The sequence below is a fragment of the Methylosinus sp. LW4 genome (genome assembly GCF_000379125.1).
Taxonomy (GTDB): domain Bacteria; phylum Pseudomonadota; class Alphaproteobacteria; order Rhizobiales; family Beijerinckiaceae; genus Methylosinus.
On the sequence record NZ_KB900626.1, the window covers coordinates 358,224 to 384,651 of the forward strand.

Genomic DNA, 26,428 nt, shown 5'->3' on the forward strand with positions numbered 1-26,428 from the left:
ATCGACGATCCGCGATTGGATTTGTCGTCGGGGTCAGGAGTCGCCCCGAATGGAGCCGCTCGCGCAGCTCGGAGAGGGCGCGAGCGCGTTCATGCAGGCGCGGCTATGCTCACAAGCCAGTTCCTGCGGGGGAGGCTATTCCTCGATCTGCGGCGGACATCGAACTTCCTCCAGCGGAATAGATTGCGCGCTCGTCTGTCGCTCGGCGTCTTTTGTCTCTATGTTTTCGCAATCGTCCATAGTGTCGGGGCCTTCGGCCTGGGCTGGCTCGCTCTGCGGTGCTATCCGACGATCACGCCATGGCTCGTCGAGACCTCCGGCCTGCCTTTGTCGGAAATGCGCTGGGCGGCTATACTCGGGTCGATCGCGGTCCTTACTGTCATTGCGCGCGTTCTATCCGAGCCGAAGCTCCTCTTTCGAACGTTGTCGAATTGGGCGACGCTCGTCGCCGGTCCCGCAATAGTGATGTACGGGGCCTCGAACTGGTTGCCGAGCGGCAGGCTAGATCAGACCGGCATCACGGAACTTGTTCATCTGCTCGAGCTCGGACTCCTATGCGTGATCGTCGGCTTCATGCCGCAGATCGGAGCTCTGGCGATGACCGCGATCGCGTGCGTGGCGGCCGCGGCGCTGTTTTGGTCCTATGGCCCTTTGCGCAGTTGGCTGGTCTACGCACGCGAGCTCACGCGATGGACCAATGTGCCGCCGTTGCAAGCGCTCGCATTGATCCTGGGCGGAATGTCGGGCGGCCTCGTCGGCGGTATGGTCTTCGTCAGCGTGCTGATAAATGTAATCGGCAACTCATCGCCGCTCATGGGTCGCATCCTCGACGCAGCGCCGTCCATATTCACGGGATGTATCGCCGCGGGCGGTGCCGGCTTCGCTCTTTATGCCTTTGCGCTAGGCTTTCGCGACCGGATCAGAGGCGACAATGGGTGGGTTTTCGCGGGAGCCGATCGCGATCGGCCGCTGGCGAACGTCGTCGTCCAGGCTATCGGTCGCGGCGCGACGAGGTGCGTGACGGCAGTGGTCGAACTGCTCTTCTCGACTTTGAAAGAACTCTGGCCTGAAGGGATCGGAGCATTCATATTCATATTTTTTTTGGTTTTGCTCTCGGCGTTTTGGAACGCCATTGGGGCGTCGATTTGGGCCGAGGTGAGCAAGAGTGTGTCCGAGCATAGAGCGCTCTATTCGCTGATCGTGCTCTTTGGCGCGTTCTCGATGCTTCTGGTCTCGCTCGGCGGCGTAGCTCTGCGGCGAAAAAGAGGAAGAAGCGATCTGCCTTGACCATTGGATTCGGAGCTTAGTCTGGCCGAAATTCAAGCCATTCGTCTCGCTCACCCCCACAGCTCCCTCTCCGGCGGATACACCAGCGACCCCTCGTACCGCAGCCCCGGCTCGCGGTCCTTCGCCAGCAGCAGCGGTCCGTCGAGATCGACGAACTCCGCCCCTTGCGCCACGATCAGGGCCGGGGCCATGGCCAGCGAGGTGCCGACCATGCAGCCGGCCATGATCGAGAAGCCGAGCCGCCGCGCCTCGGCGGCGAGCGCGAGCGCCTCGGTGAGGCCGCCGGTCTTGTCCAGCTTGATGTTCACGGCGTCATAGCGCCCGACCAGAGCGGAAAGGCCGATGCGGTCGTGCACGCTCTCGTCGGCGCAGATCGGCACGAGGCGGGGGAGGCGCGTGAGCGCTTCGTCCTCGCCCGCCGGCAGGGGCTGCTCGATCAGCCTCACGCCGGCTTTTGCGCAGGCTTCGCTATTGGCGACGAAATTTTCTTCGCGCCACGCCTCGTTGGCGTCGACGATCAGCGCCGAATCGCTCGCTCCTGCGCGCACGGCCGCAATGCGCTCGGCGTCGCCATCTCCGGCGAGCTTCACCTTCAGCAGCGGGCGGTGCGCGGCCTTGGCCGCGGCCTCGCGCATTTCCTCCGGCGTTCCGACCGAGATCGTGTAGGCGGTGACGAGCGGCTCCATTCGCTCGAGCCCGGCGAGCCGATAGGCGGCGACGCCGGTGCGCTTGGCCTCCAAATCCCAGAGCGCGCAATCGGCGGCGTTGCGGGCGGCGCCCGGCGGCAGCAGAGCGGCGAGGGCCGCGCGGTCGGCGCCGGCCTCGAGGAGATCGCGCACGCTCTCCAGCTGATCGACGACGCTCTCCACGCTCTCGCCATAGCGGGCGTAGGGCACGCATTCGCCCTGGCCCAGGGCCTCGCCGTCGGCGAGTCGCGCCACGACGACGACGGCCTCGGTCTTGGCGCCGCGGGAGATGACGAATCGCCCGGCGATGGGGAAACGTTCGACGGAAATGGTCAGTTGGACGCCCATAGCGATTTTTCCAGTTGAAACAGAGAGACTAGGCGCGCCGCAGCCAGGCTCACGCTCGACTCTGGCTGCGGCGGAAGTTAAGACGCTGCGGGGCGCGGAGAAAGGGAGCCGCCGGCCCATAGGGCCGAAAATAGGCATGTCCACGGACCTCGACCATACGGCCCGCCTCTCGTCGCGACGCGAGGGCGAGACCGCGCGCTTCGCGCTGGGCGGCGAATGGGTGCTCGCCGATTCCGCCGCCCTGGAGAAGGACGCCGCCGGCATGGCCGCCGCCGCCCGCGGCGCCGCTCGCGCTATCGTCGATCTCGCGCAAATCGTCCGGCTCGACACCGCCGGCGCCTGGATCATCGGCCGCGCCATGGACGAGCTCGCCCATGCCGGGGTCGCCGTCTCGCTGGAGGGCGCGCGGCCGGAGCATGTCATCTTGCTGCAGGAGACGAAGTTTCGTCCCTTCGAGGCGCCGTCGCGCTGCCGTCGCCTGCTCGTCGTCGATATTCTCGCCGATCTCGGCCGTTCCGTCGTCGCGGCGGCGCAGGACGCCTATAGCGGCGTGGGCTTTCTCGGCGAGTTCGTCGTCGCCTCGGGCGTCTCGCTCATGGCGGCGGGACGCTTCCGCTTCACCTCGCTCGTCTATCATATGGAGAGCTTCGGCTTTCGCAGCCTGCCCATCATCGCGCTCATCAATCTGCTCGTCGGCGCCATTGTCGCGCAGCAGGGCATATTCCAGCTGCGACGCTTCGGCGCGGGCGCCTATGCGGTCGATCTCATCGGCATATTGGTGCTGCGCGAGCTCGGCGTGCTGCTCACCTCCATCATGATCGCCGGCCGCTCCGGCTCCGCCATCACCGCCGAGCTCGGCTCGATGAAAATGCGCGAGGAGGTCGATGCGCTGCGCGTCATGGGCCTCTCGCCGGTGGAGGTGCTGGTGACGCCGCGCGTCTTGGCGCTGGTTCTGTCGCTGCCGCTGCTCACCTTCATCGCCGATATGTCGGCGCTGTTCGGCGGCCTTCTGGTGTGCTGGGTCTATGAGGGCATCAGCCCGGCGGCCTATCTCTCGCTGCTGCAGGCGGCGATCGGCCGCAACACTTTCATCGTCGGCCTCATAAAGGCGCCATTCATGGCGCTGGTCATCGGCATGGTGGCCGCCATGGAGGGCATGGCGACCAGAGGCTCGGCCGAATCGCTCGGCCGCCACGTCACGGCTTCTGTGGTGAAGGCGATCTTCATGGTCATCGTGCTCGACGGCTTCTTCGCCATCTTCTTCGCCTCGATCAAATATTAGCCCGATGACCGACCTCGCCTCGCCGACGATCGAAAAGCCCGCCGCGACGCGCGAGACGGTGATTCGCGTGCGCGATCTCTTCGTCGCCTTCGGGCAGACTTTGGTGATGCGCGGCCTCGATCTCGATGTCTATCGCGGCGAGGTGCTGGGCTTCGTCGGCGGCTCGGGACAGGGCAAATCGGTGCTGATGCGCACCATTCTCGGCCTCGTCGACAAGCGCTCCGGTCTCATAGAGCTGTTCGGGCAGGATCGCGACAAGCTCTCCGCCGCCGAGCGCCGTCGCGTCGAGCGGCGCTGGGGCGTGCTGTTTCAGAATGGCGCGCTGTTCTCCAGCCTCACCGTGCGGCAGAATATCCAAATGCCCATGCGCGAGACCGGGCATATTTCGGCGCGGCTGATGGACGAGCTGGCGATGCTGAAGCTCGAGCTGGTCGGCCTGCCCGCGAGCGCCGCGGACAAATTTCCGGCCGAATTATCGGGCGGCATGATCAAGCGCGCGGCGCTCGCCCGCGCGCTCGCGCTCGACCCGGAGCTGGTCTTTCTCGACGAGCCGACCTCCGGTCTCGATCCCATAGGCGCGGCGGAATTCGACGAGCTGATCGCCACTCTGCAACATACGCTCGGATTGACCGTCTTCATGGTGACGCATGATCTCGACAGCCTTTATTCCATCTGCGACCGCATCGCCGCGCTCGCCGAGGGAAAGGTGATCGCCGCGGGGCCGATGGAGGAGATGCTCGCCTGCGAGCATCCCTGGCTGAAGGCTTATTTCCACGGCGTGCGCGGATCGCGCCTCTCCGGCGCGCTCGAGGAGCGCAAGACGAAAGAACTGCGAGGACGAGAGTAGGCCCCATGGAAACCCGCGCCAATTTCGCCCTCATCGGCGCTTTCGCCCTCGCCGTGGTGTTCGCGGCCTTCGGCTTCGTCTTCTGGTTCTCGGGAGCGAGCCAGACGGCGCAATACAAGACCTATGAGGTGCATTTCAACGGCTCGGTCAGCGGCCTGCTGCGCGGCGGCGACGTGCGCTTCAACGGGCTGAAGGTGGGCGAGGTGACGCAGCTCGCCATTTCCGAACAGGATCCGAGCCGCGTCGACGTGCTCGTCAGCGTAGACCGCAAGACGCCGGTCAAAACCAACACGCGCGCGCGTCTCGAGCAGGCCGGCTTCACCGGCGTCTCCTATGTGTCGCTCACCGGCGGCACGCCGGGCGCGGAGGAGCTGCGCGCGAGGACGGGGGAGACCTATCCCGTCATAGAGGGCGAGCGCTCCGAGTTTCAGAATATTCTCGAGAATGTGCAGAAGCTCTCGTCCACCGCCACGGAAGTTCTCGAGAGGGTGGGCAAGCTGCTCGACGCCAATTCGCAGACCATTTCGGACACGCTGAGGAACACCGAGAAATTCACCAAGGCGCTCGCCGATAATTCCGGCGGAATCGACTCCTTCATTCACGATATGTCGGAGATCAGCGCCTCGATGAAGCCGCTGCCGGCGCGCATCGACAAGCTTCTCGTGGCGATCGACCCCAAGAAGCTCAACAGCATAGCGACCGACATCGCTGGCGCTTCGGCCAATCTGAAGAACTTCTCCGGCGTCGGCCTGAAGCAATATGAGCAGCTCGCCGTCGACGCCCGCAAGACGCTGGAGACGGTGGAGCGCGCCGTCCGCTCGCTGGAGAAAAATCCGCAGCAGGTGATTTTCGGCGCGAGCCCAGCTCTGCCGGAATATCGCGGCAAGTGAGCGAGCGCTCGGGTGAGAATGCGCGATCAGGTGAACGAGAGGACGAGCCAGAAAAGGCGTTTTCCACCTCCCCCTCGAGGGGGGAGGTCGAGCGCCGCAGGCGCTCGGGAGGGGGTGACGCCCCGAGTCTTCGCAGTTGAACCCCACCCCGTCCGGCTATCGCCGGCCGACCCTCCCCCTGAAGGGGAGGGTGAGCGCGCTCCTTTCGCGGTCACGCATTGCGCGGCAATAAGAGGCGTTGCTCTTTGATGGGTGGCGACGTTCGAGTAATCTTCAGAATCACTGCGAGAACGCCGCGGCGTCGCGCGCGATCAGCGGGAAGGATCGGTCCATGACGCCGTCGAGAGCGTCGCTCTCCCTCATTCTGCTCGCCGCTCTGGCGCTCGCGGCTTGCGGCGGCGCGCCGCAGCGCGAGAGCTTCGATCTCGGCGGTCCCGGCGATGTGGCGCGCGCGCTGGCGCGGCCCTTGCGCGGCACGCTCGCCGTCGCAGAGCCGCAGGCGGTGCAGCCCATCGACTCCGATCGCATCGTCGTGCGCACCGGGCCGAACGAGGTCGCCAATCTCGCCGAGGCGCAATGGGTGGATCGGTTGCCGCGGCTCGTGCAGGCGCGGCTCATCGCCGGCTTCGACATCGGCCGTCGCGCCGGCTCTGTCGTGCGCGCCGGAATGATCGCGGACCATGTGCTCTCGACCGAGATTCGCCGCTTCGAGATCGATGTGACGACCTCCGAGGCGGTGGTCGAGATCGCCGCCAGAATGCTCGATTCGCGCGGCGCGCCGGTAGGCCAGGGCCGCGTCTTCTCGAGCCGCGCGCCGGCGCCCCATTCCACTGGCGCGGCGGCGACGCAGGCGCTGGACGAGGCGCTGACCGCGACCGTCGGGCAGATCGTGCGCTGGGCCGCGGCGCAGGTTTGACATCACCCGGTCGCAGGCTCGAGGAAACACTAGCGCGCCCGCTCTGCCGATGATAACTGATCGCGCGACAGGACGAGCGTCGGGCCGAAGCTTCGGGCGAGGGACTTCGGCGGCCCGCCGAAACTTGCGCCAGCGGCAGGCGCGCCGACACGTCAACGGAAGAGACAGAGCACCATGGTGAAGACCAGCCTCTACGACCAAGCGACCCGCTATGGCGCCGAGCCCGGCGGCGGCGCTCCGACCAAGGCGAAGATCACTTTCGTCGATTCGCATGGTCAGGCCCGCACGGTCGAGGGCGAGACGGGCTCCACCGTCATGGAGACGGCGCGCCGCAACGATATCCCCGAGATTCCGGCCGAATGCGGCGGCGCCTGCGCCTGCGCCACCTGCCATGTCTATGTGGACGAGGCCTGGGTCGAGAAGGCCGGCAAGCCTTCGCAGATGGAAGAGGACATGCTGGACTTCGCCTTCGACGTGAAGCCCAATTCGCGCCTCAGCTGCCAGATCACCGTACGGCCGGAGCTCGACGGCCTCGTGGTGACGACGCCCTCGCAGCAGGGCTGAGGGCTCCGCGGGGGCGCTGATATTCGACGAATGAAAGCGCCGCCTCGCCGCGGCGTTTTTTTGCGTCGGTTTCGATCTCCCGAAGACATTTGCATGACGGCGCGGATGCTATAGACCATGGCCGTGAAGGGATCGGGCTTCGAACGGGGCAGGCTGCCGGACGGCCCGTTTCGATGGCGGCGGCCATGGTCGATCGAAGCGCGCTCGGCGCGTTTCGATCCGACGAGAGTCGCCCCGCCCTCGCGAAATTTCGTTTCGAACGCGGCGAAGGATGGACAATGACTGAGACAATCGAGACCGACGCGCTGATCGTCGGGGCCGGCCCGGCCGGTCTGTTCGCGGTTTTCGAATTGGGCCTTCTCGATATTCGAGCCCATGTCATCGATATTCTGCCGCGCGCTGGCGGCCAATGCTCCGAGCTCTATCCCGAGAAGCCGATCTACGACATTCCGGGCCATCCGCTCGTCACCGGCCAGGGCCTCACCGACAATCTGCTGGAGCAGATCAAGCCCTTCAATCCAACCTTCCATTTCAATGAGATGGTCGAGACGCTGACGCCCACCGGCACGCCCGAGCAGCCCTCTTTCGAGGTGACGACCGACGCGGGAACGAAGTTCAAGGCCAAAGTGGTCTTCGTCGCGGCGGGCGGCGGCTCCTTCCAGCCGAAAAAGCCGCCGATCGCCGGCATCGACGCTTATGAGAACAAATCCGTCTTCTATGCGGTGCGCCGCATGGAGGATTTCCGCGACCGCGACGTCGTCATCGTCGGCGGCGGCGATTCGGCGCTGGATTGGACGCTCAATCTGCAGCCCATCGCCAAGAGCCTGACGCTCGTCCATCGCCGCGACCAGTTCCGCGCCGCGCCGCATTCCGTCAATGCGCTGCAGGAGCATATCGCCGCCAAGCGGGTCGACTTCCGTCTCGGCCAGGTCACGGCGATCGAAGGCGCCGACGGCGAGCTCTCCTCGGTGACGATCCGCGGCAATGACAATGTCGACACGGTGGTGTCCGCGCATCGCCTGATGCCCTTCTTCGGCCTGACGATGAAGCTCGGCCCGGTGGCGGATTGGGGTCTCAACCTCCACGAGAATCTCGTTCCCGTGGACACGGAGAAATTCGAGACCAATCACCCCGGCATTTTCGCCATCGGCGACATCAACACCTATCCGGGCAAGCTGAAGCTCATTCTGTGCGGCTTCCACGAGGCGGCGCTGGCGGCGCAGAAGGCGCATCGCTACATCTTCCCGGACAAGAAGCTGCTGTTCCAATACACGACGTCCTCGACCAATCTGCAGAAGAAGCTCGGCGTCTGACGCCCGAGCCTCGTCCTTTGGTCGCGCGCGGAGGAGGGGCGAATGTCATCGCAAGCCTGGGGTGAGGTCGACGCCTATATCGCCGATCGGCTGATCGGCGCCGACGCCGCTCTCGATGCGGCCCTTTCCGCCAACGCCGCCGCCGGCCTGCCGGCGATCGACGTCTCGCCGCCGCAGGGCAAGCTGCTGAATCTGCTGGCGCGCTCCATCGGGGCGAAGCGCATTCTCGAGGTGGGCGCGCTCGGCGGCTACAGCACCATATGGCTGGCGCGCGCTCTTCCCGAGGGCGGCCGGCTGGTGACGCTGGAGCTCGAGCAAAAACACGCCGATGTCGCCGCCGCCAATCTGGCGAAGGCCGGTCTCGCGAGCCGCGTCGAGATTCGCGTCGGCGCGGCGCTGGACACGCTGCCCAAGCTCGCGGCCGAGGCGGCCGATCCCTTCGACCTCGCCTTCATCGACGCCGACAAGCCCAATAACGCCAATTACTTCGCCTGGGCGCTGACGCTCGCGCGGCCGGGGAGCCTCATCATCGTCGACAATGTCGTGCGGGAGGGCTCTGTGCTCGCCGGGACGGACGCCAACGCCGCCGGCGCGCGCGCTTTGTTCGAGGCGATCGCCGCCGAGCCTCGCGTCACGGCGACCGCCATTCAGACGGTCGGCTCCAAGGGCTGGGACGGCTTCGCCATCGCGATCGTGAACGGCTGACGCGGCGTTCCCGACGGATGCAGGCGGCGCGCCTCTACAGCGACCAGAGGGTCGGCTATTGGCGGAAGGGGATGCGCGAGCTGAATTTCGGCGATGCGCTGTCCGAGCTGCTGTATCGAGAGCTGACCAAGCGCAGCATGCGCGACCGCCGCGCCGGACGCTACAAACGCGACTTCGACGTCGTTCGCTTGATCGGCAGCGTCATTTCCGACCATCAGATCGAGATCGATCTCACTCATTCTCGCGCCGATCGTGCGCCGAAGATCGCCTTTTGGTGCTGCGGCAAGCGCGATCCGCATCCGCTGAGCGAGGAGCTGCAGCGGCATTGCGTCTTTCTGGGCGCGCGCGGACCGCTCACGCGCGACGCCTTGGGCCTGCCGGCGGAGACGCCGCTCGGCGATCCCGCATTGCTGCTACCCTTGCTCTATGCGCCGCGCATCGATCCGGGCCTCGCCGACAAGGCGATCTGCGTGCCGCATTTTCTCGAGCCGAAAAGCGATCGGCGGCTGATCGAGGAAACCGGCGTCGATCTCGTCGTTCGGCCGAATATCGCCGCGAGCTTCGACTCCATTCGGCGGGCGATCGACCAGATCGCGAGCGCGCGCTTCGTTCTCTGCGGCGCTCTGCACGCCGCTATCCTGCGCTGCGCCTATGATCTTCCTTTCGGCTATTTCGACAGCGGCTATATCGATGTTCCGTTCAAATGGGACGATTTCGCCGCCTCGATCGGCGTCGGCGCGCGCTTCGCGTCGAATCTACCGCAGGGCGAGGCCTTTTATTCGGAAGATATCGCCGGAAAAATCCGCAAGCCCGATCTTCTGGCGATACTCGACTGCGCGCCCATCATCGCGCCCCGCGCTTTGCGCGCCCGCGCCAAAGCGCTGAAATAAAACGCCGAGGGCGGCCTTTCGGCCGCCCTGCGTCTCGGGTCCACCCTAGTTTTGGGATCGGTTCTCAGGCGTCGGCGAGCGCGCGGTCGCGCGCCGCGGCGCCCTTTTGGACCGGCTCGCCGGCCGCGTCGAAGAAGGAGGCGTCGATCTGGCGGCCTCTCTCGTCATAGCGCCAGGCGATCTTGGCGACGCCGAGGCCCTTGCGCAGGGTCGGCTTGCCGTCGGCGTTGAAATAGGCCTCCTCGACCTTATTGCCGCGCTCGTCATAGCGGCGGGCGACGCGCGCCGCGCCAATGCTCTTGCGCTTCACCGGGCGGCCATCGGCGCCGAAATAAGTCTCCAGCACCTCGATCCGGCGGCGCGCCGGCGTATTGGGCTGGTCCTGGACGGGCGTGGGCGCGGCTCGCGCGGCGCGTCGTCCCTCACGGGGGGCAATATCGTAATCCATTGTCTCGACTCGGCCTCTCGAGCGATTTTCGAGCCGATCCCCGCGCATCGCGGCGCATGTGGAATCGATCCGAATTCGCTATTGTCTTCTGGGGGATGCGCCTTCGCTCCGCCCAGGGGACGGGAGCGAGAGTGCGCGCCAGCGGCGCAGCCTCTCGGCTGCGATCAGACGGCGAGGACGGGCGGAGCGCGCGCTCCGACAGGAAGTTGGGCGAGACGTTTATGACCGCCGGACTCGCGCAGAGGCAGGAGAATTCCCACCTCGGGCGAGCGCGGCGGCTCTAGCTCGGCGAAGCCGCCGATGACGCCGCCGTCGAGCCCCGTGCAATGCTGGACGCAGCAGGCGTCCATTCCATGCGCGGGCGCGCGCGGTCCTTGCGAGCGCTCATCCACCTTGGCGGTGACGCAGATCGCGCTGCCGAGGGCGCTCTGTCCGGCGCGGGCGCCGACGACGAGGCCCGCGGCCAGTCCCTGCAGAACGAGCAGATAGGCGACGAGCAGCGTGGCCGCCGTCTGTCCATACTGCCGTGTTTTGTCGCTCTGCTGGGTCACGATCGCTCCAAGATAGGCGGGCCTCGCGACATGGTCAATGGAGCCTCGCTGGGCGGCTCATGGAATTTGCTGAAAATGCGAGAGTTTCCGGCGAAAAAAAGTCCGCAGCGCGCAGCGAGGGAGATTTGGCTCCCGGGCAAATCTCGAATTGCGGAGCGCGGGCGACTGTTCTATTCCTAGTTCTAGGAATGAGGTCCGCCAATGGCTGAGATCCTGACGCATGCGCAAATCTGGGCGGCGCTGGACGCGCTCGGCGAGCGCTACGGCCTCACCGCCTCCGGCCTCGCCCGCAAGGCCGGGCTGGACCCGACCACTTTCAACCGCTCCAAGCGGCAGACCGCCGATGGGCGGCTGCGCTGGCCCTCGACCGAATCGATCGCCAAGGTTCTGCAGGCGACCGGCGCGAGCCTGGACGAGTTCATGTCTCTGGTCATGGCCAAGGGGCAGCGGCCGACGCGCAGCGCCCGCCCGCTCATCGGCCTCGCTCAGGCCGGGGTCGGCGGCTATTTCGACGACGCCGGCTTCGCCACCGGCACGGGCTGGGAGGAGATCGACGTCTTCGCCGACGCCGACGAGCATTCCTACGCGCTCGAGATTTCCGGCGACTCCATGGCCCCGCTCTATCGCGACGGCGACATTGTCATCGTCTCGCCGGCCGCGCCGGTGCGCCGCGGCGACCGCGTGGTGGTGAAGACCACTGCCGGCGAAGTGCTCGCCAAGGAGCTGAAGCGCCAGACCGCCCGCACGGTGGAGCTGAAATCCTTCAACCCCGCCTACCCGGACCGCGTGCTGCCCAAGGAGGAGGTGAGCTGGATCGCCCGCATATTATGGGCGAGCCAGTGAGCGGCGCGCGGCGTCATGTTCCATCGACGTCGAGACGCTAGATTGCGTCCCGACGCATGAGTTCCGGCGCCATTGGTCGGCGCGTTTTCACCAAGGAGCGCGAATGTCTCTCGCCAAACGCAACGCCGTCGTCACCGGCTCCACCAGCGGCATCGGCCTCGCCGTCGTCCGCGCCCTCGCCAAGGAGGGGGCCAATGTCGTCCTCAACGGCTTCGGCGACGCCGCCGAGATCGAGAAGGAGCGCGCCGCCATAGAGACGGAGTTCGGCGTCACCGCCATTTACGACGGCGCCGACATGACCAAGCCCGAGGAAATCGAGGCTATGATCCAGAACGCCGAGGCGAAGCTCGGCTCGGTGGATATTCTCGTCAACAACGCCGGGATACAATTTGTCTCGCCGATCGAGGATTTTCCGATCGAGAAATGGAATCAGATCATCGCGATCGATCTCTCCTCGGCCTTCCATACCATTCGCGCGGCGACGCCGGGCATGAAGAAGCGTCGCTGGGGCCGCATCATCAACACCGCCTCGGCGCATTCGCTGGTCGCCTCGCCCTTCAAGGCGGCCTATGTCGCCGCCAAGCACGGCATAGCCGGGCTCAACAAGGTGGTCGCTCTGGAGCTCGCCACTTATGGCGTCACCGCCAATTGCATCTCGCCCGGCTATGTGTGGACGCCTTTGGTCGAGAAGCAGATTCCCGACACGATGAAGGCCCGCAACCTCACCCGCGAGCAGGTCATCAATGATGTGCTGCTGCAGGCGCAGCCGACCAAGGAATTCGTGACCGTCGATCAGATCGCGGCGCTGGTCCTGTTCCTGTGCTCGGACGCCGCGGCGCAGATCACCGGCTCCAATATCTCCATAGACGGCGGCTGGACCGCGGGATGACGGAGAAGAAGAAGGTCACTCTGGCCTTGCAGGGCGGGGGCGCCCATGGCGCCTTCACCTGGGGCGCGCTCGACGCCTTTCTCGAGGATGGGCGGCTGGACGTCGTCGGCATCAGCGGCGCCAGCGCCGGCGCGATGAACGCGGTCGTCTATGCGGATGGTTTGCGCGAGGGCGGGCCGGAGCGCGCCCGCGCGCAGCTCCAGGAGTTCTGGCGGACGGTCAGCGTCGGCGGCGATCTCAGCAAGGCGCAGCGCGATCTCTGCGACATGGTGTTCGGCTTCTGGGATCCGTTGAAGCTGCGCAAGACGATCGCCCACAACGCCGCCAATTATTTCTCGCCCTATGAGTTCAATCCGCTCGACATAAACCCGCTGCGCGATCTCATCGAGGGGCTCGTCGATTTTCCGGCGCTGCGCGCCACCGACAATCTGAAGCTGTTCATCTCGGCCACCAATGTGCGCACCGGCAAGGTGCGCATCTTCCGCCGGCCGGAGCTCACCATAGACATGCTGATGGCCTCCGCCTGCCTGCCCACTCTGTTCCAGGCAGTGGAGGTGGAGGGCGAGGCCTATTGGGACGGCGGCTATATGGGCAATCCGGCGCTGTTTCCGCTCTACACGGAGACCGATTGCTGCGACATTATTCTGGTGCAGATCAATCCGGTCGAGCGCGACGAGATTCCGCGCACCTCGCAGGAGATCATGGACCGGCTGAACGAGATCACCTTCAACGCCTCGCTCCTGCACGAGTTTCGCGCCATCGACTTCGTGGCCCGCCTCATCGACGCCGGACGGCTGAAGGGCACGCATTATAAGAAGGTGCTGCTGCATCTGGTCGAGGGCGGCGCGGCGATGAAGCGCTTCGGCGCGGACACCAAGCTCGACGCCGATTATGACTTCCTGCGCTCGCTGTTCGATATCGGCCGCGAGGCCGGCAAGGCGTTTCTCGACGAGCATTATGATGCGATCGGCGTCACGGGAACGGCGCAATTGAAGGAGCAGCTCGTCTGAGCGGACCGGCCCCCGCGCTGTTTTTCGCAGGAAATTGCTCCGTGCCGCCCGCGGGCGCCGCGGCGATCGACGGCTCGTGGCAAAGATCGGCCACATTTTTCTCTATTCCTGGTGGAGCGCGGCGAAGGCCGCAATGGAAATTTCATGCCGAGAGGGGTGTTTCGCGAATATTCGTGAAGGCCGCGATCGACGAAAATCGCGAATGATGGCGTCGAGCGTCGCGGGCTTTGGACCGACGCGCCGATGCAATCGGAGGACTGGAAGATGAACGCGCCCGCCGACGAGAAGCTCATCGCCGAGTTCGAGGAGTTCAAGGAGCTGTTGCGTCACACCGGCCCGCAGCCGGAGGAGGAGCCGCCGGCTCATCTTCGGCTGGATCATCCCGCCGACCCGCCGCCGGCCGCCGCCGCCCAGCCGGAGGCCGTGAGGGCGCCGAGCGAGGTCGATCGGCAGATGCGCGCGCGGCGCCGGCCGAAGGCGGAGGATTCGCAGAGCGCGCGCGGCGAGGTTCGCCGAAGTGGGCGCGGTTGGCTGATCGCCGTCGCCGTCGTCATTCTCGTGGTCGGCTTGGGCGCCATCGCCATGGTCTTCATGCCCGGCGATGTAGAGGACGAACCTCTCGTTTCGGCGACCCAGCGCGACTCCATCGATCCCGCCGAGCCCGCCGCCACGGACAAGGCCGAGGGCGCCATGACCGCCGAGCCGGCCCCCGCCGCCGCGGAAGCCGCGCCGGAGACAGAGGCGCCCGCCGCCGCCGAGGAGCCGGCCGCCGCCGCGCCCGCCCCGGCGCGTGCGCCATCGGCTCTGCCGGAGGGGGCGTTGAGCCCGCCGGCCGCCAACGCCGTTCCGCTCGCCGCTCCGAATGCTGCGCCGATTCGCGTCATTCCGACGCCCAAGGCGCCGCCGCCGGCCGCGCCCGTCGCCGTCGAGCCTGTGGTCGCCGAACCGCCGGTCGCCGAGCCGCCGGCTCCCGAGCCTGTCGTCGCCGCGCCGCCGCCGGCGGCCAAGGCCCATGCCGCCAAGCCGGCGCCGCAGCCCAAGCCGTCCCATACCGCGCAGCCTGCGCCGCCGCCGGCCAAGCCCGCCGCTCAGGCCAAGCCGCCCGCCGCGGGGCCCGTCAAGCCGGTTGCTCAGGCGAAGCCCGCCAAGGCCAAGCCCGAGACCAAGCCCAGCGTTGCTCCCGCCGCCGCCGCTCCCATCGTCGCGCCCGCTCCCGTGGCGGAAGCGCCGGCCGCCGCTCCGCCGCCGCCCGCCCCTCCGAGAGAGCAGCCCGGCTTCATGGAGCGCGCGGTCGATACGGTCACGGGCGCGGTCGGCGATCTCGGCCGCATGGCGACCGGCGTCATTCCGCGAGACTAAAAAAAAGGAAGGGCGTCAGGCCACGCGGCGGTCGGAGCGTCGGCGGCGCAGCAGCTTGCTGGCGTCGCCGATCGGCATCGCCTTGCCGAAATAAAATCCCTGGCCGATCTCGCAGCCATTCTCGGCGAGGCGCCGCAGCACATCCGCCGTCTCGACGCCTTCGGCCACCGTCGTCACGCCGAGATGCTTCAGCAGGCTCAAAATCGCGTCGACGATTCGTCCGGCCTCCTCGTCGTGCTGCATGGCCAGCACGAAGGAGCGATCGATCTTCACCTTGTCGAAATGGAAGGCGCGCAGATGATAGAGGCTCGAATAGCCCGAGCCGAAATCGTCGAGCGAGATGCGGACGCCTTCCGCCTGCAGCGCCGCGAGCGTCGCGCGCGCCGTGTCGACATCGTCGACGAGCGCGCTCTCGGTGATCTCGACGTCGAGACGCGACGGCGGAAACATCTCCTCCTCCAGCGTCGACAGCAGGCGCGAGGCGAGCAGCGGATCTTTCAGCTGCATGGGCGAGACATTGACGGATAGCCGCACGGCCTCGCCCCATTGCAGCGCCTCGCGGCAGGCGCGCCGCACCACCGACCAGGTGAGATCGGCGATGACGCCGATCTGCTCGGCCAGCGGAATGAAGACGTCCGGCGGGATGGCGCCGAGCTTGTCGTGCGTCCAGCGCGCCAGCACCTCGAAGCCATAGACGCGATTGTCACGCAGATCGACGAGCGGCTGATAGAAGGGGCGGATGTCGCCGGCGGCCACGGCTTTCTTCAAGGCGGATTCGAGCTCTGCGCGCCGGCGCAGATCCTCGTCCATGCTCTGCTCGAAGAAGCGGAACAGGCCGTGTCCGTCGCGCTTGGCGTGATACATCGCAATATCCGCGGCGCGCAGCAGAGTGCTGACGTCGAGGCCGTTCTCCGGGCAGAGCGAGACGCCGACGCTGGCGCTCAGCTCCACGCGCCGCTCGCCGATCTCGATCGGCTCCGCTATGGCGGCGAGCGCGCGGCCGGCGACGCGCATCGCCTGATCGACATGAGTCGCCGGAGTCATCTCCATCAAAATCGCGAATTCGTCGCCACCCAGACGCGCGACGACGTCGTTCTTGCGTGAGGCCTGGCGCAGGCGTCGCGCCACCTCGCAGAGCACGGCGTCGCCGAAGCGATGGCCCTCGAGATCATTGATCGGCTTGAAGCGATCGAGATCGACGAAGAGCAGAGCGCAAGAGGTGGCGCCGTCCTCGACGCGCTCTATGGCGGCGTGAAGATCGGCGACCAGCATGCGTCGATTGGGCAGGCCGGTGAGCGAATCCTGCCGCGCGAGAATTTGCGCATGCTCCTGCGCGGCGCGCGTCGCCTCATGCGCGCGCTCCAGCGCCTGCGCATTGGCGCGGAACACGTCGAGCGATTTCGCCATCACGCCGATCTCGTCGTCGCGGCCGATCTCGGGAACCTCGACATAGCGCTTCCCCTCCGCCAGCTCGGTGAGCGCGGCGGTGATCGCGGCGAGCGGGCGCGTGATCCGCTCCTTGATGCGAAACAGCAGCCAGATCGCCAGAGCGAAGGCGAGCGCAGAGGCGAGCATCGTGACCTTCAGCGCGCCTTCGGTCACGCGCGCCGCGGTCTCCGCCTCCGCATGCGCAGACCATCGAAGCTCGTCGATCGTGGCGTCGGCGGCTTCGTCCGTCGTCCTGTAGAGCTCGTGCAGAGCCATGACGTCGCTCGCGTCGCGGATCGAGGCGGCGTCCGGCGCGCGCGCCATCCAGGCGTCATGGGCGATGAGATAGGCGGAAAGCGCAGCCTCGAATTTGGCGAGGTCGGGACGCGGCTCCGCGCCGAACAGATCGAGATACTCGCGCCGAAGCGCGTCGATGACGCGGCGATGCTCGGCGCCGCGTCGCTCTGCGGCGACGCGGTCCTCTTCCGTTTCCGCCAGCGCGCGATAGGCTTCGGCGATCCTGAACTCCGACACGCGATCCGACAATTCGCCGAGAATGCGCGTTCCGTCGACCCATTTCGAGGCGAGCGCGTCCGTCTTGGCGTCGACTGCGCGCAGGCTCAGCACCGACAGCAGCGCCAGTCCCAGAACGATCGCCAGAAACGCGCCGATGAACAGCGTCAATTGGGCTTGCAGCGTGAAGCGAAAGCTCGTCATTGAGCGCGCCCGAGGCGGTGAACTTGTCTCATCGACAGAGATAATTGTAATTTGATCCGCGCATGTCCAGTTGCGCCGGGCGCTATCGCGAGCGCTCAATTGTCGCGGGAGCGGCATCACGGCCTTGCTCCAGCAGCGGAGCCGAAGGATAGGCGCGCCGCGCTTTCGCTTGCGTGAGATAGAAGCGCTCGCCCTCACGATAGGCCGCGTTTCCGCTCACCACCTCGAACTCGCAGAAGGCGCGCGCTTCCTGTGGCGCGGCCAGCAGGCGCACGCTGCGCGGCAGCAGCGCGAAGCCCGCGCCATCGTCCTTCTCCAATATCGTCAGCAGCGCTTCCATGTTCCGCCCCTGCTTCGCCATGCCGAGCATATGGCGCGGAGCTGTGGGACGGTCCAATTGTCAATTTCGATCCGATGATGCATTTCTCGCATCATGGAGCTGCAGTGGATCGACGATTTCCTGGCGCTCTGCCAGACGCGCAATTTCACCCGCGCGGCGCAGGCGCGCGGCACGACGCAATCCGCCTATAGCCGTCGCATGCAGCGGCTGGAGGATTGGCTCGGCGCGCCGCTGTTCGATCGCGAGCGTCGCCCGGTGACGCTGACGCCGGCGGGCGAGGAGTTTTTGGCGCGCGCGCATCGTCTGCGCGACGAAATCTATGATGCGCGCCGCGCCGTGCTCTCCGTGTCCAGCCATTTGGAGAAGGCGCTGCGCATCTACGCGACCAACACGTTGGCGGCGACCTTTCTGTCGCCTTGGTTGATAAAACATGAACTGCGCAATTACTCCGTCGTCGTCGCCTCCGTCTCCGGCTGCATAGAGGCGGTCAAGCGCGGCCATGGCGATCTCGCGATGGTTCCCGATTTCGGCGACGCCGATCATCTTGCCGGGCTCGCGCTCGAGGCGATCGGCGAGGATCGCCTGATCCTCGCGCAGCGCCGCGGCGGCGAGAGCTTCGTAGCGCTGGAGGGCGACTCGCTTATTGGGCGGCTCATGGTCTATGCGCCGGGCACGCATTATGGCGCGCGCATCGCCGCAATGCTCGCCGCGCATGGAATAGGATTGCGCGATCCGCCGATCTGCGAGAGCGCTTCGGCGGAAGCGCTGCTGGCGCAGGTCGAGGCCGGCCTCGGCGCCGCCTGGATTCCGGCGATCCTCCTGCGCGGGGAGAGCGTCGCGCGCTGCCCGCTCCCCGATTATTTCGATATCGCCTACAAAATTCTGCTGGCGCGCGCGTCCGAGCGCAAAGACGCCTGAGCGCGGCTATTTCTGATCGAGATAATCGAACACGACCTCGCCCAGCGCGAGCGTGAGATCGGCGGTGAAATGCGTCGCCGAAATAATCTCGCGCACCGGCAGGCGGGCGACGTCGCAGGCGACATGCGGATGCAGCGCGAGCGCCGCCGGCGAGGCCCAGGCGCCTTTCACCACCACATCGGTCATGTGATAGCGCACCAGCTCCAGCACGCGCGGCGAGCCGTCGACATGGGGAATGATCTTCAAAAGAAAATTCGGCTGCTGGATCGCCTCGGCGATGGGCGCCGTCTCCAATATGCGATGCTTGTAGCCGACCGAAGCCTCGACGCAGAGGGCGGGGCCGTATTTCAGCGTGCAGAGAATGACGTCGCCGTCATGCTCGATCTTGGGCGAGGCGAGCTTTTTGGGAAAGCCCCATAGCTCGCGGCCGCCGGCGATGGGCGCGTCATCGTCGAGATACATGGCGTGGACATAGGCGCCCTTCTGACCGTTGAAGCGCACCGGTATCACCTGGCCGCTCTCGGTATAGTCGCCGAAGCCGGTCGAATCCGGCATGCGGATGAACTCATATTTGACGATGGGCTCGTCCACCTCGAGCGGCTCCGGCACCACCGCGCGCAGCGCGTCGATGTCGGTGCGATAGGCGATGACGATGAATTCGCGATTATAGAAACGATAGGGTCCGCGCGGATAGGCGGGATTGGTCAGCGGCATCGCATAGGCGGTCTCGAGCACTTCGTCGATCTTCATCTTCGCGGCTCCTGTCCATCAGATTCGAGGCCATCGTATTCGAGGCAATGAGGCGTAGATAGCGCGCTTTCGTGACGATCCGACGCTCGCGCGCCGTCGATCAACGCGCCGAGGCGTCCAATTGCACGAGCACCCATTGATTGCCGTAGAGGTCGTGGAAACGAAAATGGAACGATCCTTCGTCGCTCTGGACCGTTTCCGCGATCTTCACGCCCTTGTCGGCAAGACGTGCGAAATCGCCATGAATGTCGTCGGTGTAGACCACTCCGACGGGCTGACCGCCAGTCTGGTTTCCGACTCTCGCGCGCGCTTCGGCGCTATCGGCGAGCAGCAGCCAGACGCCGCCCTGACCGAAACCAAGATGCAGGAAGCGCTGGGCGCCTTCGCCTGCATCGAAGAGCGTGTCGAGGCCGAGCTTGTCCCGATAGAAATTCGCGGCCTCGTCATAGTCGTTCACCAGAATGACGATGCGTCCCAATGTCTGCATCACGGTCCTATCGGCCCTTGTCCGCGAGCTGCGGCAAATTCGCGAAAAATTCGAGCGCTTCGGGATTGGAGAGCGCGCCGACATTCTTCACTGGCCGCCCATGCACGATCTCCTTCACCGCGAGCTCGACGAGCTTGCCGGAGCGCGTATGCGGCAGATCGGGCGCCTCGATGATGACCGAAGGCACATGGCGCGGCGAGGCCTTCTCGAACAATTCGCGCTTGATGCGCGCGGCGAGCGCGTCGTCCAGCTCCGCGCCCTCGCGCGTCTTCACGAACAGCACGATGCGCGTCGTGCCTTCCCATTCCTGATCGATGGCGAGAGATTCGAGAATCTCCGGCAGGCGCTCGACGATATTGTAGATATCCGCCGTGCCGATGCGAACGCCCTGCGGATTGAGCGTCGCGTCCGAACGGCCATGGATGAGGAATCCCTTGTGCTCGGTCTCGGTGGCGAAATCGCCATGGCGCCAAATGCCCGGATGTTCCGAAAAGTAAGCCTTGCGATATTTCTCGCCGTCGGCGTCGTTCCAGAAATAGATCGGCATCGAAGGAAAGGGCTGCGTGCAGACGAGCTCGCCCTCATGGTTGGCGACGCGCTTGCCCTCATCGTCCCACACTTGCACCGCCATGCCGAGGCCGGCGCATTGAATCTCGCCGCGATAGACCGGGCTCCATGGATTGCCGCCGACGAAGCAGGAGACGATGTCGGTGCCGCCGCTGATCGAGGCGAGCTGCACATCCGTTTTGAAGTCGCGATAGACATAATCGAAGCTGTCCGGCAGCAGCGGCGAGCCGGTGGAGGCGATGCTGCGCACGGCGGAGAGATCGTGGCTCTCGCGCGGCTTCAGCCCTTGCTTCTCGATCTGCTTCAAATAGCCGGCCGAGGTGCCGAAGAAGGTCGCCTTCTCCTTGGCGGCGAAGTCGAGCAATATCGCGCCATCCTTGCCGGCGTTGAAGAAGCCGTCATAGAGCAGCAGCGTCGCCTCGCTGGCGAGGCCGCTCGCCAGCCAGTTCCACATCATCCAGCCGGTGGAGGTGGCGTAGAAGAAACGATCGCCGGGCTTTATGTCGCTCTGCAGCCGATGCTCCTTCAAATGCTGCAGCAACGTGCCGCCGGCGCCGTGCACGATGCATTTGGGCGCGCCCGTCGTGCCGGAGGAGAACATGATGTAGAGCGGATGGTCGAAGGGCAGGCGCTCATAGCGCAGCGCCGCGCCTTCATGCGCGGCGATCGCCTGCGGCAGCAGCAGCGCATCGGCGAGGCCGTCGAGCGAGGGCGACTCGCTCGTATAGGGAACGACGAGGATTTTCTGCACGGTCGGCAGCTTGCTGGCGATCTCGCGAATATTATCGGCGCGATCGAGTGTCTTGCCCTTGTAGAAATAGCCGTCCACCGCGATGAGAATGCGCGGCGCGATCTGGCCGAAGCGGTCGAGCACGCTCTGCACGCCGAATTCCGGCGCGCAGGAGGACCACACCGCGCCGAGCGAGGCGGCGGCCAGCATGCCGATGATCGCCTGCGGCCCATTGTGAATATAGGCGGCGATGCGGTCGCCGGGCTCGACCCCCTGAGCGCGGAAGAAGGCGGCGAGCGCGCCCGCCTTTGCGACGATCTCGCCGAAGGCGAGACGCCGCTCGACCTTGTCCTCGCCCCAGAAGACGATGGCCTCTGTCTCCGCCGGGCGCGGGCGCAGCAGATTTTCCGCGAAATTCAGCCGCGCGTCGGGGAACCAGCGCGCGCCGGGCATTTTGTCGGCGTCGATGAGCACGCGCTCGCCCTTCTCGCCGACGACGCCGCAGAAGTCCCAGATCGCAGACCAGAATTCGGGCGAATGGGCGAGGCTCCAGCGATAGAGCCCGTCATAGTCGAAGCTCTCGGCGAAGGGCCGCGTCGCCTCGATGGATTGCGCGAAGCGGGTGAGAATGGCGTTTTTCTGGCGATCGAGGTCGGGCTTCCAGATCGGCATCGATAAATCCTTGGGGCGCGGCATTGGAGCTCCGCTCGTCATAGAAGCTCCCGATTGTGCGCGATAGGGGATCGGCCTGCGTATTTTGGGACGGCGGCCGGCGCTGCGACAAGCTTTGGTTTCGGGCTCGGCGCCGGTATGTTGGGCGCCGCGGCGGTTCGTTCGGCATTTATTCATCTTGGCCGCGGCATTGTCATGGGGCCGTCCCGCGCCGTGGACGCCCCTCATAGAGGAGATCGATTATGACGAAGAAGCTGATCGCCGTGCTGGCACTGGGTTTCGCCGTGGCCATGGCTCCGCTCGCCGCCTCGGCCCATCCGGGTCCCCGTCACCACCACCATCATCACCACCACCACCACCATCATCATCATTGACGATCATGGCGCGAGGCGCTCGGTTTCGGGCGCCTCGGCCGCGCCCGGGCTCATCTTCGCTCTACTGCCCGAGGGCGCGTATGCGCGAGGTCAGCTCGTCCTGATCATAGGGCTTGGCGAGGAAGGGCGCGCCGCAGAGCGGCTCCGGCAATTGCCGCTGCAGATAGCCCGACAGCACGAAGAAGGGCAGATTGCGCGCATTCAGTGCGTCGGCGATGGCGGCGCTGCTGGCGCCGCGTAGATTGGCGTCGAGGATCACGCCGTCTATGTCCGCGTCCTCGAGCAGCTTCAAGGCTTCGTCCACCGAGCTCGCCGTCCCTCCGATCTCATATCCGACCTCCTCGACGACGAAGCAGAGATCGGCGGCGATGGCCGGCTCGTCCTCGACGACGAGAATGCGGATGGGCTCGTTACCCTTCATCTAATCCTCTCCTTGCGCGGGCTCGATGACATTGTCGAGCGGCGCGCTCACCTTCCAGACGACGCCGCTCGGCGCATAATCGAGCGTCACCTGTCCGCCGAGCGCGTGTTTGGCCATTTGCAGAATCACCATGTGGCCGAAGCCGTGGCGCTTGGGCGCGACGACGGGCGGGCCGCCGCTCTCGCGCCATTCCATCTCGAAATGCGGCGCATCGCCGTCGCCGACGACGCCGAAGGCGATGCGCACCACGCCCGTGTCATTGGAGAGCGCGCCATATTTGCCGGCGTTGGTGGCGAGCTCGTGCAGCGCCATGCCGATGGCCTGGCTCGCCGCCGGCCTCACCACCGTCGTCGGCCCCTCGATGCAGATGCGCGAGCCGAAGAGATCGCGGAAATGGGCGAGCTGCGAGCGCGTCAGCGCATGCAGCTCGACGCCGCGCCATTCGTTCTGCACCAAGAGATCATGGCTCGCGCCGAGCGCCGCTATGCGCTGGTCGAAGCGTTGCGAGAAAGCGAGCGGAGAGTCGCGCCGCGCCGTCTGCCGCGCCACCGCGCGCACGACCGTGAGGAGATTCTTGGCGCGATGCGTCACCTCGCGCAGCAGCAGCTCGACGCGCTCCTGCGCATGCTTGCGCTCGGTGATGTCCTGAATCGTGCTGCGCAATCCGACGATGGCGCCGCGCTCGTCGCGCACCGCCTCGCCGCGAATGGTGACATGAATGGCGACGCCATCGGCGCGATGCGCGGGCAGATCGAGCTCGAAGCCTTCGCCGGTGCGCAAGGTCTCGCGGGTCGCGGCGTCGAGCCGATCCCAATCGGCGGGCGCGTAGAGCAGGCCCTTCTGCTCGGCGAAGCTCGGCGGCGGCGTATCGGGATCGAGGCCGAAAATATGCGCGATATAGGGCGAGGCGCCGCCGCGATCGTCATGGCGGCCGCTCCAGCGCCAGCTGCCGATGCGGCCGAGCCTCTGCGCCTCGCGCAGCTCCGCCTCGGTTCGCTGCAGCGCCAGCTCGCGCACGCGGATTTCCTCCGCGCGCTCGCGCTCGGCCGCATAGGCGCGGGCGTCGGTCATGGAGGAGGCGATCTTGGCGGCGACGCGATCGAGGAAATAGGCGTAGGCGGCGTCGAGCCGCTTGAACGGATTTATGGCGGCGATCAGCGCCGCGGCCGCGCGGTCCTGGCCGAGCAGCACGATGGGAAAGAGCACGGCCTCGTCCGGCGCGGCCGCCCAGGGGCCGCAGGGCGGCTCGCCGAAACGCGCGTCGATCGCGCGTATCGCGACGCGGCCCGGCGTCAGCCGCGCGACCTCGGCGAGGCCCCATATGTCGCCGCGGACGGGATCGGGATCGCCGAGCGGGATGCGCAGCGGCGCGACGCGGCCGCCCGGCCGCGCGCCGGTCGCGGCCATCAGCTCGGCCTCGCCGCGCTCGTGATCGAAGCGATAGATGGCGGAGAAGGGCAGGTCGTAGCCATTGACGGCGAGCACGCTGGCGGCGAGTCGGCAGGCTTCGCCCTCGTCCTCGGCGCGGCTCAGCGCGGCGAGGTCGCGCAATGTGCGCAGCCGCCGCTCGCCGATGACGCGGTCCGTCGTCTCCACCACCGGACAGAAGACGCCGCCTATCCCGCCATCGTCATCGGGAATCGGGCTGTAGGAGAAGGTGAAATAGCCCTCGTCCCGGCGGCCGTTGCGGATCATGTGCAGCTGCAGATCTTCCGAGCGCGTCGGCGCGCCATTGGTGAGCGCGCCCTCCAGCATGGGGCCGATGACGTCCCAAATCTCCGGCCACACCTCGCGGGCCGGCCGGCCGAGCGCGCGCGGATGCTTGTCGGCGAGCAGGCCGTGATAGGCGTCGTTATAGAGGAGGCAGAGATCGGCGCCCCAGAAGATGGCGATGGGAAAGGCGCTGTTGAGGCAAATCTCCAGCGCGACCCGCAGGCGCTTCGGCCAAGTCTGCGGCAGGCCGAGCGGCGACCGCGCCCAATTGGCGGCGGCGATGGCCGCTGCGGTTTCGCCGTCTCCGAAGAAAAATCGGCCGGATCGCCTCTCCGAGACGTCGATCCAGGCTGCGCCGGCTGTCACTGCGACGACCCCGGGTCGTTCGAGGCCAGCCCCCCGCGTGTCATATCGAGCCGCCATTCGGCCGCTTCAACCCCGCGGCGGCGAAACGCGCCGCTGGCCCTTCGTCGCGCCCTGGTGTAGCAATCGGCCGCGACCGCGAGGTACCATGAGCGAAGCCGAAGAAAAAAAGGGACTCTTCGCGCGGCTGTTCGGCCGTGGAGGAACGCCCGCCGAAGAAGCCGGCGCAGATCGTCCGAAAAAGCGTTCCTGGTGGGAGCGGCTGACCGGGGGGCTGTCGCGCTCCTCGCAGGCCATCGTCCAGGGCATTTCCGATCTTTTCAGCAAGCGCAAGCTCGACGCGCTCACCCTCGAGGAGCTCGAGGATGTGCTGATCCGCGCCGATTTGGGCGTCGCCGCCGCGCAGCGCATCGCCGGCAAGGTCGGCGCCGCGCGCTATGAGAAGGACATAGGCCCGGACGAGGTGCGCGCCATTCTGGCGGAGGAGGTCGAGCGCGTGCTCGAGCCCGTCGCGCTCCCCTTCGAGATGGACCAGACGAAGAAGCCGTTCATCGTGCTCGTCGTCGGCGTCAACGGCTCCGGCAAGACGACGACCATCGCCAAGCTCGCCGCCAAATGGACCGGCGAGGGCAAGAAGGTGATGCTCGCCGCCGGCGACACTTTCCGCGCCGCGGCCGTGGAGCAGCTCCGCATCTGGGGCGAAAGGCTCAACTCGCCCGTCTGTTACGCGCCGGAGGGCGCCGACGCCGCGGGCCTCGCCTTCGACGCCATCAAATCCGCGCGCGAGCGCGATTCCGACATTCTGCTGATGGACACGGCCGGCCGGCTGCAGAACCGCGCCGAGCTGATGGCGGAGCTGGCCAAGATCGTCCGCGTGATGAAAAAGGCCGAGCCCGAGGCGCCGCACGCCGTTCTTCTGGTGCTGGACGCGACCGTCGGCCAGAACGCCATCGCCCAGGTCGACGCCTTCGAGCGGACCGCCGGCGTCACCGGCCTGGTGATGACCAAGCTCGACGGCACGGCGCGCGGCGGCATTCTCGTGGCCATCGCCGAGAAATACGGCCTGCCCATTCACTTCATCGGCGTCGGCGAAGGCTCGGAGGATCTCGAGCCCTTCACCGCACGCGATTTCGCCCGCGCCATCGCCGGGCTCGACTCCGACGCCGAGGCGGGCGAGCAGCAATCATGACACAAGAGACCGCAGCGCCCGCCAAGAGGCGCCTTCACCCGGGACTGAAATTCGCGCTGGAGATGGGGCCGCTGGTCCTGTTCTTCATCGTCAATCAGAAGTTCGGCATCTTCCAGGCGACGGCGGCGCTGATGGTCGCCGTGGTGGCGACGCTCGCCGTCTCTTATTCCATCACGCGCCATCTGCCGACCATGCCGATGGTCACGGCGATCTTCGTGCTCGTCTTCGGCTCGCTGACCTTTTTTCTGCAGGATGAGAATTTCATCAAGCTGAAGGTCACGATCCTCTACGCTCTCTTCGGCTCGGCGCTGCTCGGCGCGCTGTGGTTCGACAAGCTGCTGCTGCCGGCGGTGTTCGAATCCGCCTTTCGGCTGGACGACGCCGGCTGGCGCAAGCTCACCTGGCGCTGGGCGCTCTTCTTCTTCTTCCTCGCCGCGCTCAACGAATTCGTGCGCCGCGGCTTTCCGACCGACGTCTGGGTGAATTTCAAGGTCTTCGGCATTTTGCCGCTGACGCTGCTCTACGCTCTGTCGCAAATCCCGCTGATGATGCGCCATGAGCTGAAGGAAGAGGCGGTCGAGGAGCCGGACAGCCATTTCTGACGTAATCTCGGCCTGCTGATTTCCGGCTCTTTCTCGTCCGGCGCGCCTTGTGCGGTCTCGCACAGGCGCCCGCGGACGGCGGCGCTAATTCTCATGGCGTTCGCCGCCGATGCGGCTTTTCCGACGAGAAGGAAGCCCGCCATGACCGAGTTCGTCCAGCTCTTCGCCGCTCTTCTGGCCGCGATCGTCATCGGCGCCGTTTTCTCGCTCTTCAACGCCGAGGCCGCCATCGCCTCTGCGCCGGCCGGCGCCGTTCATTCGGTGATCTGCGGCGGCGGCTGGTGCGGCTGAAAGCGCACCCCAAAATCGCTTCTTTCTGTGCTAGCCGG

At 66.2% G+C, this 26,428-nt stretch carries 28 protein-coding genes; 18 read left to right on the top strand and 10 right to left on the bottom strand.

All coding sequences use genetic code 11. The features are described 5' to 3' along the window. Window positions 1-105: 105 nt before the first annotated feature. The gene (locus METLW4_RS0101740; RefSeq protein ID WP_157234774.1) at window positions 106-1,287 is read left to right on the top strand and encodes a hypothetical protein; all 1,182 of its coding nucleotides are present in this window, start codon (window positions 106-108) and stop codon (window positions 1,285-1,287) included. 50 nt (window positions 1,288-1,337) lie between these two features. On the opposite strand, the gene dgcA is transcribed toward METLW4_RS0101740, so the two are convergent. Continuing rightward, the gene (gene dgcA / locus METLW4_RS0101745) at window positions 1,338-2,321 is read right to left on the bottom strand and encodes an N-acetyl-D-Glu racemase DgcA (protein ID WP_018264480.1); all 984 of its coding nucleotides are present in this window, start codon (window positions 2,319-2,321) and stop codon (window positions 1,338-1,340) included. Window positions 2,322-2,457: 136 nt separating this feature from the next. Between dgcA and METLW4_RS0101750 the strand changes: the two genes are divergently transcribed. The 8 genes from METLW4_RS0101750 (at window position 2,458) to METLW4_RS0101785 (ending at window position 9,728) form a co-directional block, all read left to right on the top strand. Then, window positions 2,458-3,603 carry an MlaE family ABC transporter permease gene (locus METLW4_RS0101750; RefSeq protein WP_018264481.1) on the top strand — a complete coding sequence of 382 codons (1,146 nt, stop codon included), beginning with the start codon at window positions 2,458-2,460 and terminating at the stop codon, window positions 3,601-3,603. A gap of 4 nt (window positions 3,604-3,607) precedes the next feature. Next, complete coding sequence (locus tag METLW4_RS0101755; RefSeq protein WP_018264482.1) at window positions 3,608-4,450, top strand: ABC transporter ATP-binding protein; 843 nt, start codon at window positions 3,608-3,610, stop codon at window positions 4,448-4,450. A 5-nt stretch (window positions 4,451-4,455) separates the two neighbouring features. Next, complete coding sequence (locus METLW4_RS0101760) at window positions 4,456-5,340, top strand: MlaD family protein (protein ID WP_018264483.1); 885 nt, start codon at window positions 4,456-4,458, stop codon at window positions 5,338-5,340. A 331-nt stretch (window positions 5,341-5,671) separates the two neighbouring features. Continuing rightward, complete coding sequence (locus tag METLW4_RS0101765) at window positions 5,672-6,256, top strand: ABC-type transport auxiliary lipoprotein family protein (RefSeq protein ID WP_018264484.1); 585 nt, start codon at window positions 5,672-5,674, stop codon at window positions 6,254-6,256. 174 nt (window positions 6,257-6,430) lie between these two features. Further along, on the top strand, window positions 6,431-6,820 hold the full coding sequence (locus METLW4_RS0101770) for a 2Fe-2S iron-sulfur cluster-binding protein (RefSeq protein ID WP_018264485.1): 390 nt from the start codon (window positions 6,431-6,433) through the stop codon (window positions 6,818-6,820). 278 nt (window positions 6,821-7,098) lie between these two features. Continuing rightward, complete coding sequence (locus tag METLW4_RS0101775) at window positions 7,099-8,133, top strand: NAD(P)/FAD-dependent oxidoreductase (RefSeq protein ID WP_026191173.1); 1,035 nt, start codon at window positions 7,099-7,101, stop codon at window positions 8,131-8,133. 42 nt (window positions 8,134-8,175) lie between these two features. Next, entirely contained in the window at window positions 8,176-8,838 is a 663-nt protein-coding gene (locus METLW4_RS0101780) for an O-methyltransferase (protein ID WP_018264487.1), read from the top strand. 17 nt (window positions 8,839-8,855) lie between these two features. After that, the gene (locus tag METLW4_RS0101785) at window positions 8,856-9,728 is read left to right on the top strand and encodes a hypothetical protein (RefSeq protein WP_018264488.1); all 873 of its coding nucleotides are present in this window, start codon (window positions 8,856-8,858) and stop codon (window positions 9,726-9,728) included. A 64-nt stretch (window positions 9,729-9,792) separates the two neighbouring features. On the opposite strand, the gene METLW4_RS0101790 is transcribed toward METLW4_RS0101785, so the two are convergent. After that, the gene (locus METLW4_RS0101790; RefSeq protein WP_018264489.1) at window positions 9,793-10,176 is read right to left on the bottom strand and encodes a hypothetical protein; all 384 of its coding nucleotides are present in this window, start codon (window positions 10,174-10,176) and stop codon (window positions 9,793-9,795) included. Between the two features lie 164 nt (window positions 10,177-10,340). After that, complete coding sequence (locus tag METLW4_RS0101795; RefSeq protein WP_018264490.1) at window positions 10,341-10,727, bottom strand: DUF2946 family protein; 387 nt, start codon at window positions 10,725-10,727, stop codon at window positions 10,341-10,343. 201 nt (window positions 10,728-10,928) lie between these two features. Between METLW4_RS0101795 and METLW4_RS0101805 the strand changes: the two genes are divergently transcribed. The 4 genes from METLW4_RS0101805 to METLW4_RS26190 all read left to right on the top strand — a co-directional run bounded on the left by METLW4_RS0101805 (window position 10,929) and on the right by METLW4_RS26190 (window position 14,828). Next, window positions 10,929-11,570: a S24 family peptidase gene (locus METLW4_RS0101805; protein WP_018264492.1), complete on the top strand. Its 642-nt coding sequence runs from the start codon at window positions 10,929-10,931 to the stop codon at window positions 11,568-11,570. A 103-nt stretch (window positions 11,571-11,673) separates the two neighbouring features. Then, window positions 11,674-12,459, top strand: coding sequence for a 3-hydroxybutyrate dehydrogenase (locus METLW4_RS0101810; protein WP_018264493.1), 786 nt, complete (start codon window positions 11,674-11,676; stop codon window positions 12,457-12,459). After that, window positions 12,456-13,469 (top strand): patatin-like phospholipase family protein, encoded by a 1,014-nt coding sequence (locus METLW4_RS0101815; RefSeq protein ID WP_018264494.1) that lies wholly within the window; start codon window positions 12,456-12,458, stop codon window positions 13,467-13,469. The genes METLW4_RS0101810 and METLW4_RS0101815 overlap by 4 nt, the downstream gene beginning before the upstream one ends. A 264-nt stretch (window positions 13,470-13,733) precedes the next feature. Beyond that, on the top strand, window positions 13,734-14,828 hold the full coding sequence (locus METLW4_RS26190) for a hypothetical protein (protein WP_157234776.1): 1,095 nt from the start codon (window positions 13,734-13,736) through the stop codon (window positions 14,826-14,828). A 15-nt stretch (window positions 14,829-14,843) separates the two neighbouring features. On the opposite strand, the gene METLW4_RS0101825 is transcribed toward METLW4_RS26190, so the two are convergent. Continuing rightward, window positions 14,844-16,973 (bottom strand): putative bifunctional diguanylate cyclase/phosphodiesterase, encoded by a 2,130-nt coding sequence (locus METLW4_RS0101825; protein WP_018264496.1) that lies wholly within the window; start codon window positions 16,971-16,973, stop codon window positions 14,844-14,846. Window positions 16,974-17,055: 82 nt separating this feature from the next. Continuing rightward, a complete protein-coding gene (locus tag METLW4_RS0101830; protein ID WP_157234778.1) occupies window positions 17,056-17,370 on the bottom strand; it encodes a hypothetical protein in 315 nt (104 codons plus the stop codon). A gap of 36 nt (window positions 17,371-17,406) precedes the next feature. On the opposite strand from METLW4_RS0101830, the gene METLW4_RS0101835 reads away from it, so the two are divergent. Next, window positions 17,407-18,231: a LysR family transcriptional regulator gene (locus METLW4_RS0101835; protein WP_018264498.1), complete on the top strand. Its 825-nt coding sequence runs from the start codon at window positions 17,407-17,409 to the stop codon at window positions 18,229-18,231. A gap of 6 nt (window positions 18,232-18,237) precedes the next feature. Here METLW4_RS0101835 and METLW4_RS0101840 read toward each other — a convergent pair whose 3' ends face one another. From METLW4_RS0101840 to METLW4_RS0101850, 3 genes are all read right to left on the bottom strand, one after another. After that, window positions 18,238-18,981: an acetoacetate decarboxylase gene (locus METLW4_RS0101840; RefSeq protein WP_018264499.1), complete on the bottom strand. Its 744-nt coding sequence runs from the start codon at window positions 18,979-18,981 to the stop codon at window positions 18,238-18,240. Between the two features lie 100 nt (window positions 18,982-19,081). Next, on the bottom strand, window positions 19,082-19,468 hold the full coding sequence (locus METLW4_RS0101845; RefSeq protein WP_018264500.1) for a VOC family protein: 387 nt from the start codon (window positions 19,466-19,468) through the stop codon (window positions 19,082-19,084). A 7-nt stretch (window positions 19,469-19,475) separates the two neighbouring features. Continuing rightward, entirely contained in the window at window positions 19,476-21,437 is a 1,962-nt protein-coding gene (locus tag METLW4_RS0101850; RefSeq protein ID WP_157234780.1) for an acetoacetate--CoA ligase, read from the bottom strand. A gap of 242 nt (window positions 21,438-21,679) precedes the next feature. Between METLW4_RS0101850 and METLW4_RS28740 the strand changes: the two genes are divergently transcribed. Then, on the top strand, window positions 21,680-21,811 hold the full coding sequence (locus tag METLW4_RS28740; protein WP_256377838.1) for a hypothetical protein: 132 nt from the start codon (window positions 21,680-21,682) through the stop codon (window positions 21,809-21,811). Between the two features lie 61 nt (window positions 21,812-21,872). On the opposite strand, the gene METLW4_RS0101860 is transcribed toward METLW4_RS28740, so the two are convergent. Then, window positions 21,873-22,232: a response regulator gene (locus METLW4_RS0101860; protein ID WP_018264503.1), complete on the bottom strand. Its 360-nt coding sequence runs from the start codon at window positions 22,230-22,232 to the stop codon at window positions 21,873-21,875. Beyond that, on the bottom strand, window positions 22,233-24,311 hold the full coding sequence (locus tag METLW4_RS0101865; protein ID WP_018264504.1) for a sensor histidine kinase: 2,079 nt from the start codon (window positions 24,309-24,311) through the stop codon (window positions 22,233-22,235). Between METLW4_RS0101865 and ftsY the strand changes: the two genes are divergently transcribed. From ftsY to METLW4_RS0101880, 3 genes are all read left to right on the top strand, one after another. Next, window positions 24,214-25,497: a signal recognition particle-docking protein FtsY gene (gene ftsY, locus METLW4_RS0101870; protein ID WP_444849020.1), complete on the top strand. Its 1,284-nt coding sequence runs from the start codon at window positions 24,214-24,216 to the stop codon at window positions 25,495-25,497. The genes METLW4_RS0101865 and ftsY overlap by 98 nt on opposite strands. Beyond that, a complete protein-coding gene (locus METLW4_RS0101875; protein ID WP_018264506.1) occupies window positions 25,494-26,099 on the top strand; it encodes a septation protein A in 606 nt (201 codons plus the stop codon). The genes ftsY and METLW4_RS0101875 overlap by 4 nt, the downstream gene beginning before the upstream one ends. A 141-nt stretch (window positions 26,100-26,240) precedes the next feature. After that, a complete protein-coding gene (locus METLW4_RS0101880) occupies window positions 26,241-26,390 on the top strand; it encodes a hypothetical protein (RefSeq protein ID WP_157234784.1) in 150 nt (49 codons plus the stop codon). Window positions 26,391-26,428: the final 38 nt, after the last annotated feature.

Bases quoted from the DNA above. Each gene is read 5' to 3' on its own strand.
- METLW4_RS28740 (WP_256377838.1), top strand. From the start codon at position 21,680: ATGACGAAGAAGCTGATCGCCGTGCTGGCACTGGGTTTCGCCGTGGCC.
- METLW4_RS0101805 (WP_018264492.1), top strand. From the start codon at position 10,929: ATGGCTGAGATCCTGACGCATGCGCAAATCTGGGCGGCGCTGGACGCG.
- METLW4_RS0101845 (WP_018264500.1), bottom strand. From the start codon at position 19,468: ATGCAGACATTGGGACGCATCGTCATTCTGGTGAACGACTATGACGAG.
- METLW4_RS0101765 (WP_018264484.1), top strand. From the start codon at position 5,672: ATGACGCCGTCGAGAGCGTCGCTCTCCCTCATTCTGCTCGCCGCTCTG.
- METLW4_RS26190 (WP_157234776.1), top strand. From the start codon at position 13,734: ATGAACGCGCCCGCCGACGAGAAGCTCATCGCCGAGTTCGAGGAGTTC.
- METLW4_RS0101850 (WP_157234780.1), bottom strand. From the start codon at position 21,437: ATGCCGATCTGGAAGCCCGACCTCGATCGCCAGAAAAACGCCATTCTC.
- METLW4_RS0101825 (WP_018264496.1), bottom strand. From the start codon at position 16,973: ATGACGAGCTTTCGCTTCACGCTGCAAGCCCAATTGACGCTGTTCATC.
- dgcA (WP_018264480.1), bottom strand. From the start codon at position 2,321: ATGGGCGTCCAACTGACCATTTCCGTCGAACGTTTCCCCATCGCCGGG.
- METLW4_RS0101840 (WP_018264499.1), bottom strand. From the start codon at position 18,981: ATGAAGATCGACGAAGTGCTCGAGACCGCCTATGCGATGCCGCTGACC.
- METLW4_RS0101790 (WP_018264489.1), bottom strand. From the start codon at position 10,176: ATGGATTACGATATTGCCCCCCGTGAGGGACGACGCGCCGCGCGAGCC.
- METLW4_RS0101740 (WP_157234774.1), top strand. From the start codon at position 106: ATGCTCACAAGCCAGTTCCTGCGGGGGAGGCTATTCCTCGATCTGCGG.
- METLW4_RS0101815 (WP_018264494.1), top strand. From the start codon at position 12,456: ATGACGGAGAAGAAGAAGGTCACTCTGGCCTTGCAGGGCGGGGGCGCC.
- METLW4_RS0101875 (WP_018264506.1), top strand. From the start codon at position 25,494: ATGACACAAGAGACCGCAGCGCCCGCCAAGAGGCGCCTTCACCCGGGA.
- METLW4_RS0101775 (WP_026191173.1), top strand. From the start codon at position 7,099: ATGACTGAGACAATCGAGACCGACGCGCTGATCGTCGGGGCCGGCCCG.
- METLW4_RS0101780 (WP_018264487.1), top strand. From the start codon at position 8,176: ATGTCATCGCAAGCCTGGGGTGAGGTCGACGCCTATATCGCCGATCGG.
- METLW4_RS0101770 (WP_018264485.1), top strand. From the start codon at position 6,431: ATGGTGAAGACCAGCCTCTACGACCAAGCGACCCGCTATGGCGCCGAG.
- METLW4_RS0101750 (WP_018264481.1), top strand. From the start codon at position 2,458: ATGTCCACGGACCTCGACCATACGGCCCGCCTCTCGTCGCGACGCGAG.
- METLW4_RS0101810 (WP_018264493.1), top strand. From the start codon at position 11,674: ATGTCTCTCGCCAAACGCAACGCCGTCGTCACCGGCTCCACCAGCGGC.
- METLW4_RS0101860 (WP_018264503.1), bottom strand. From the start codon at position 22,232: ATGAAGGGTAACGAGCCCATCCGCATTCTCGTCGTCGAGGACGAGCCG.
- METLW4_RS0101785 (WP_018264488.1), top strand. From the start codon at position 8,856: ATGCAGGCGGCGCGCCTCTACAGCGACCAGAGGGTCGGCTATTGGCGG.
- METLW4_RS0101760 (WP_018264483.1), top strand. From the start codon at position 4,456: ATGGAAACCCGCGCCAATTTCGCCCTCATCGGCGCTTTCGCCCTCGCC.
- METLW4_RS0101755 (WP_018264482.1), top strand. From the start codon at position 3,608: ATGACCGACCTCGCCTCGCCGACGATCGAAAAGCCCGCCGCGACGCGC.
- METLW4_RS0101835 (WP_018264498.1), top strand. From the start codon at position 17,407: ATGGAGCTGCAGTGGATCGACGATTTCCTGGCGCTCTGCCAGACGCGC.
- METLW4_RS0101880 (WP_157234784.1), top strand. From the start codon at position 26,241: ATGACCGAGTTCGTCCAGCTCTTCGCCGCTCTTCTGGCCGCGATCGTC.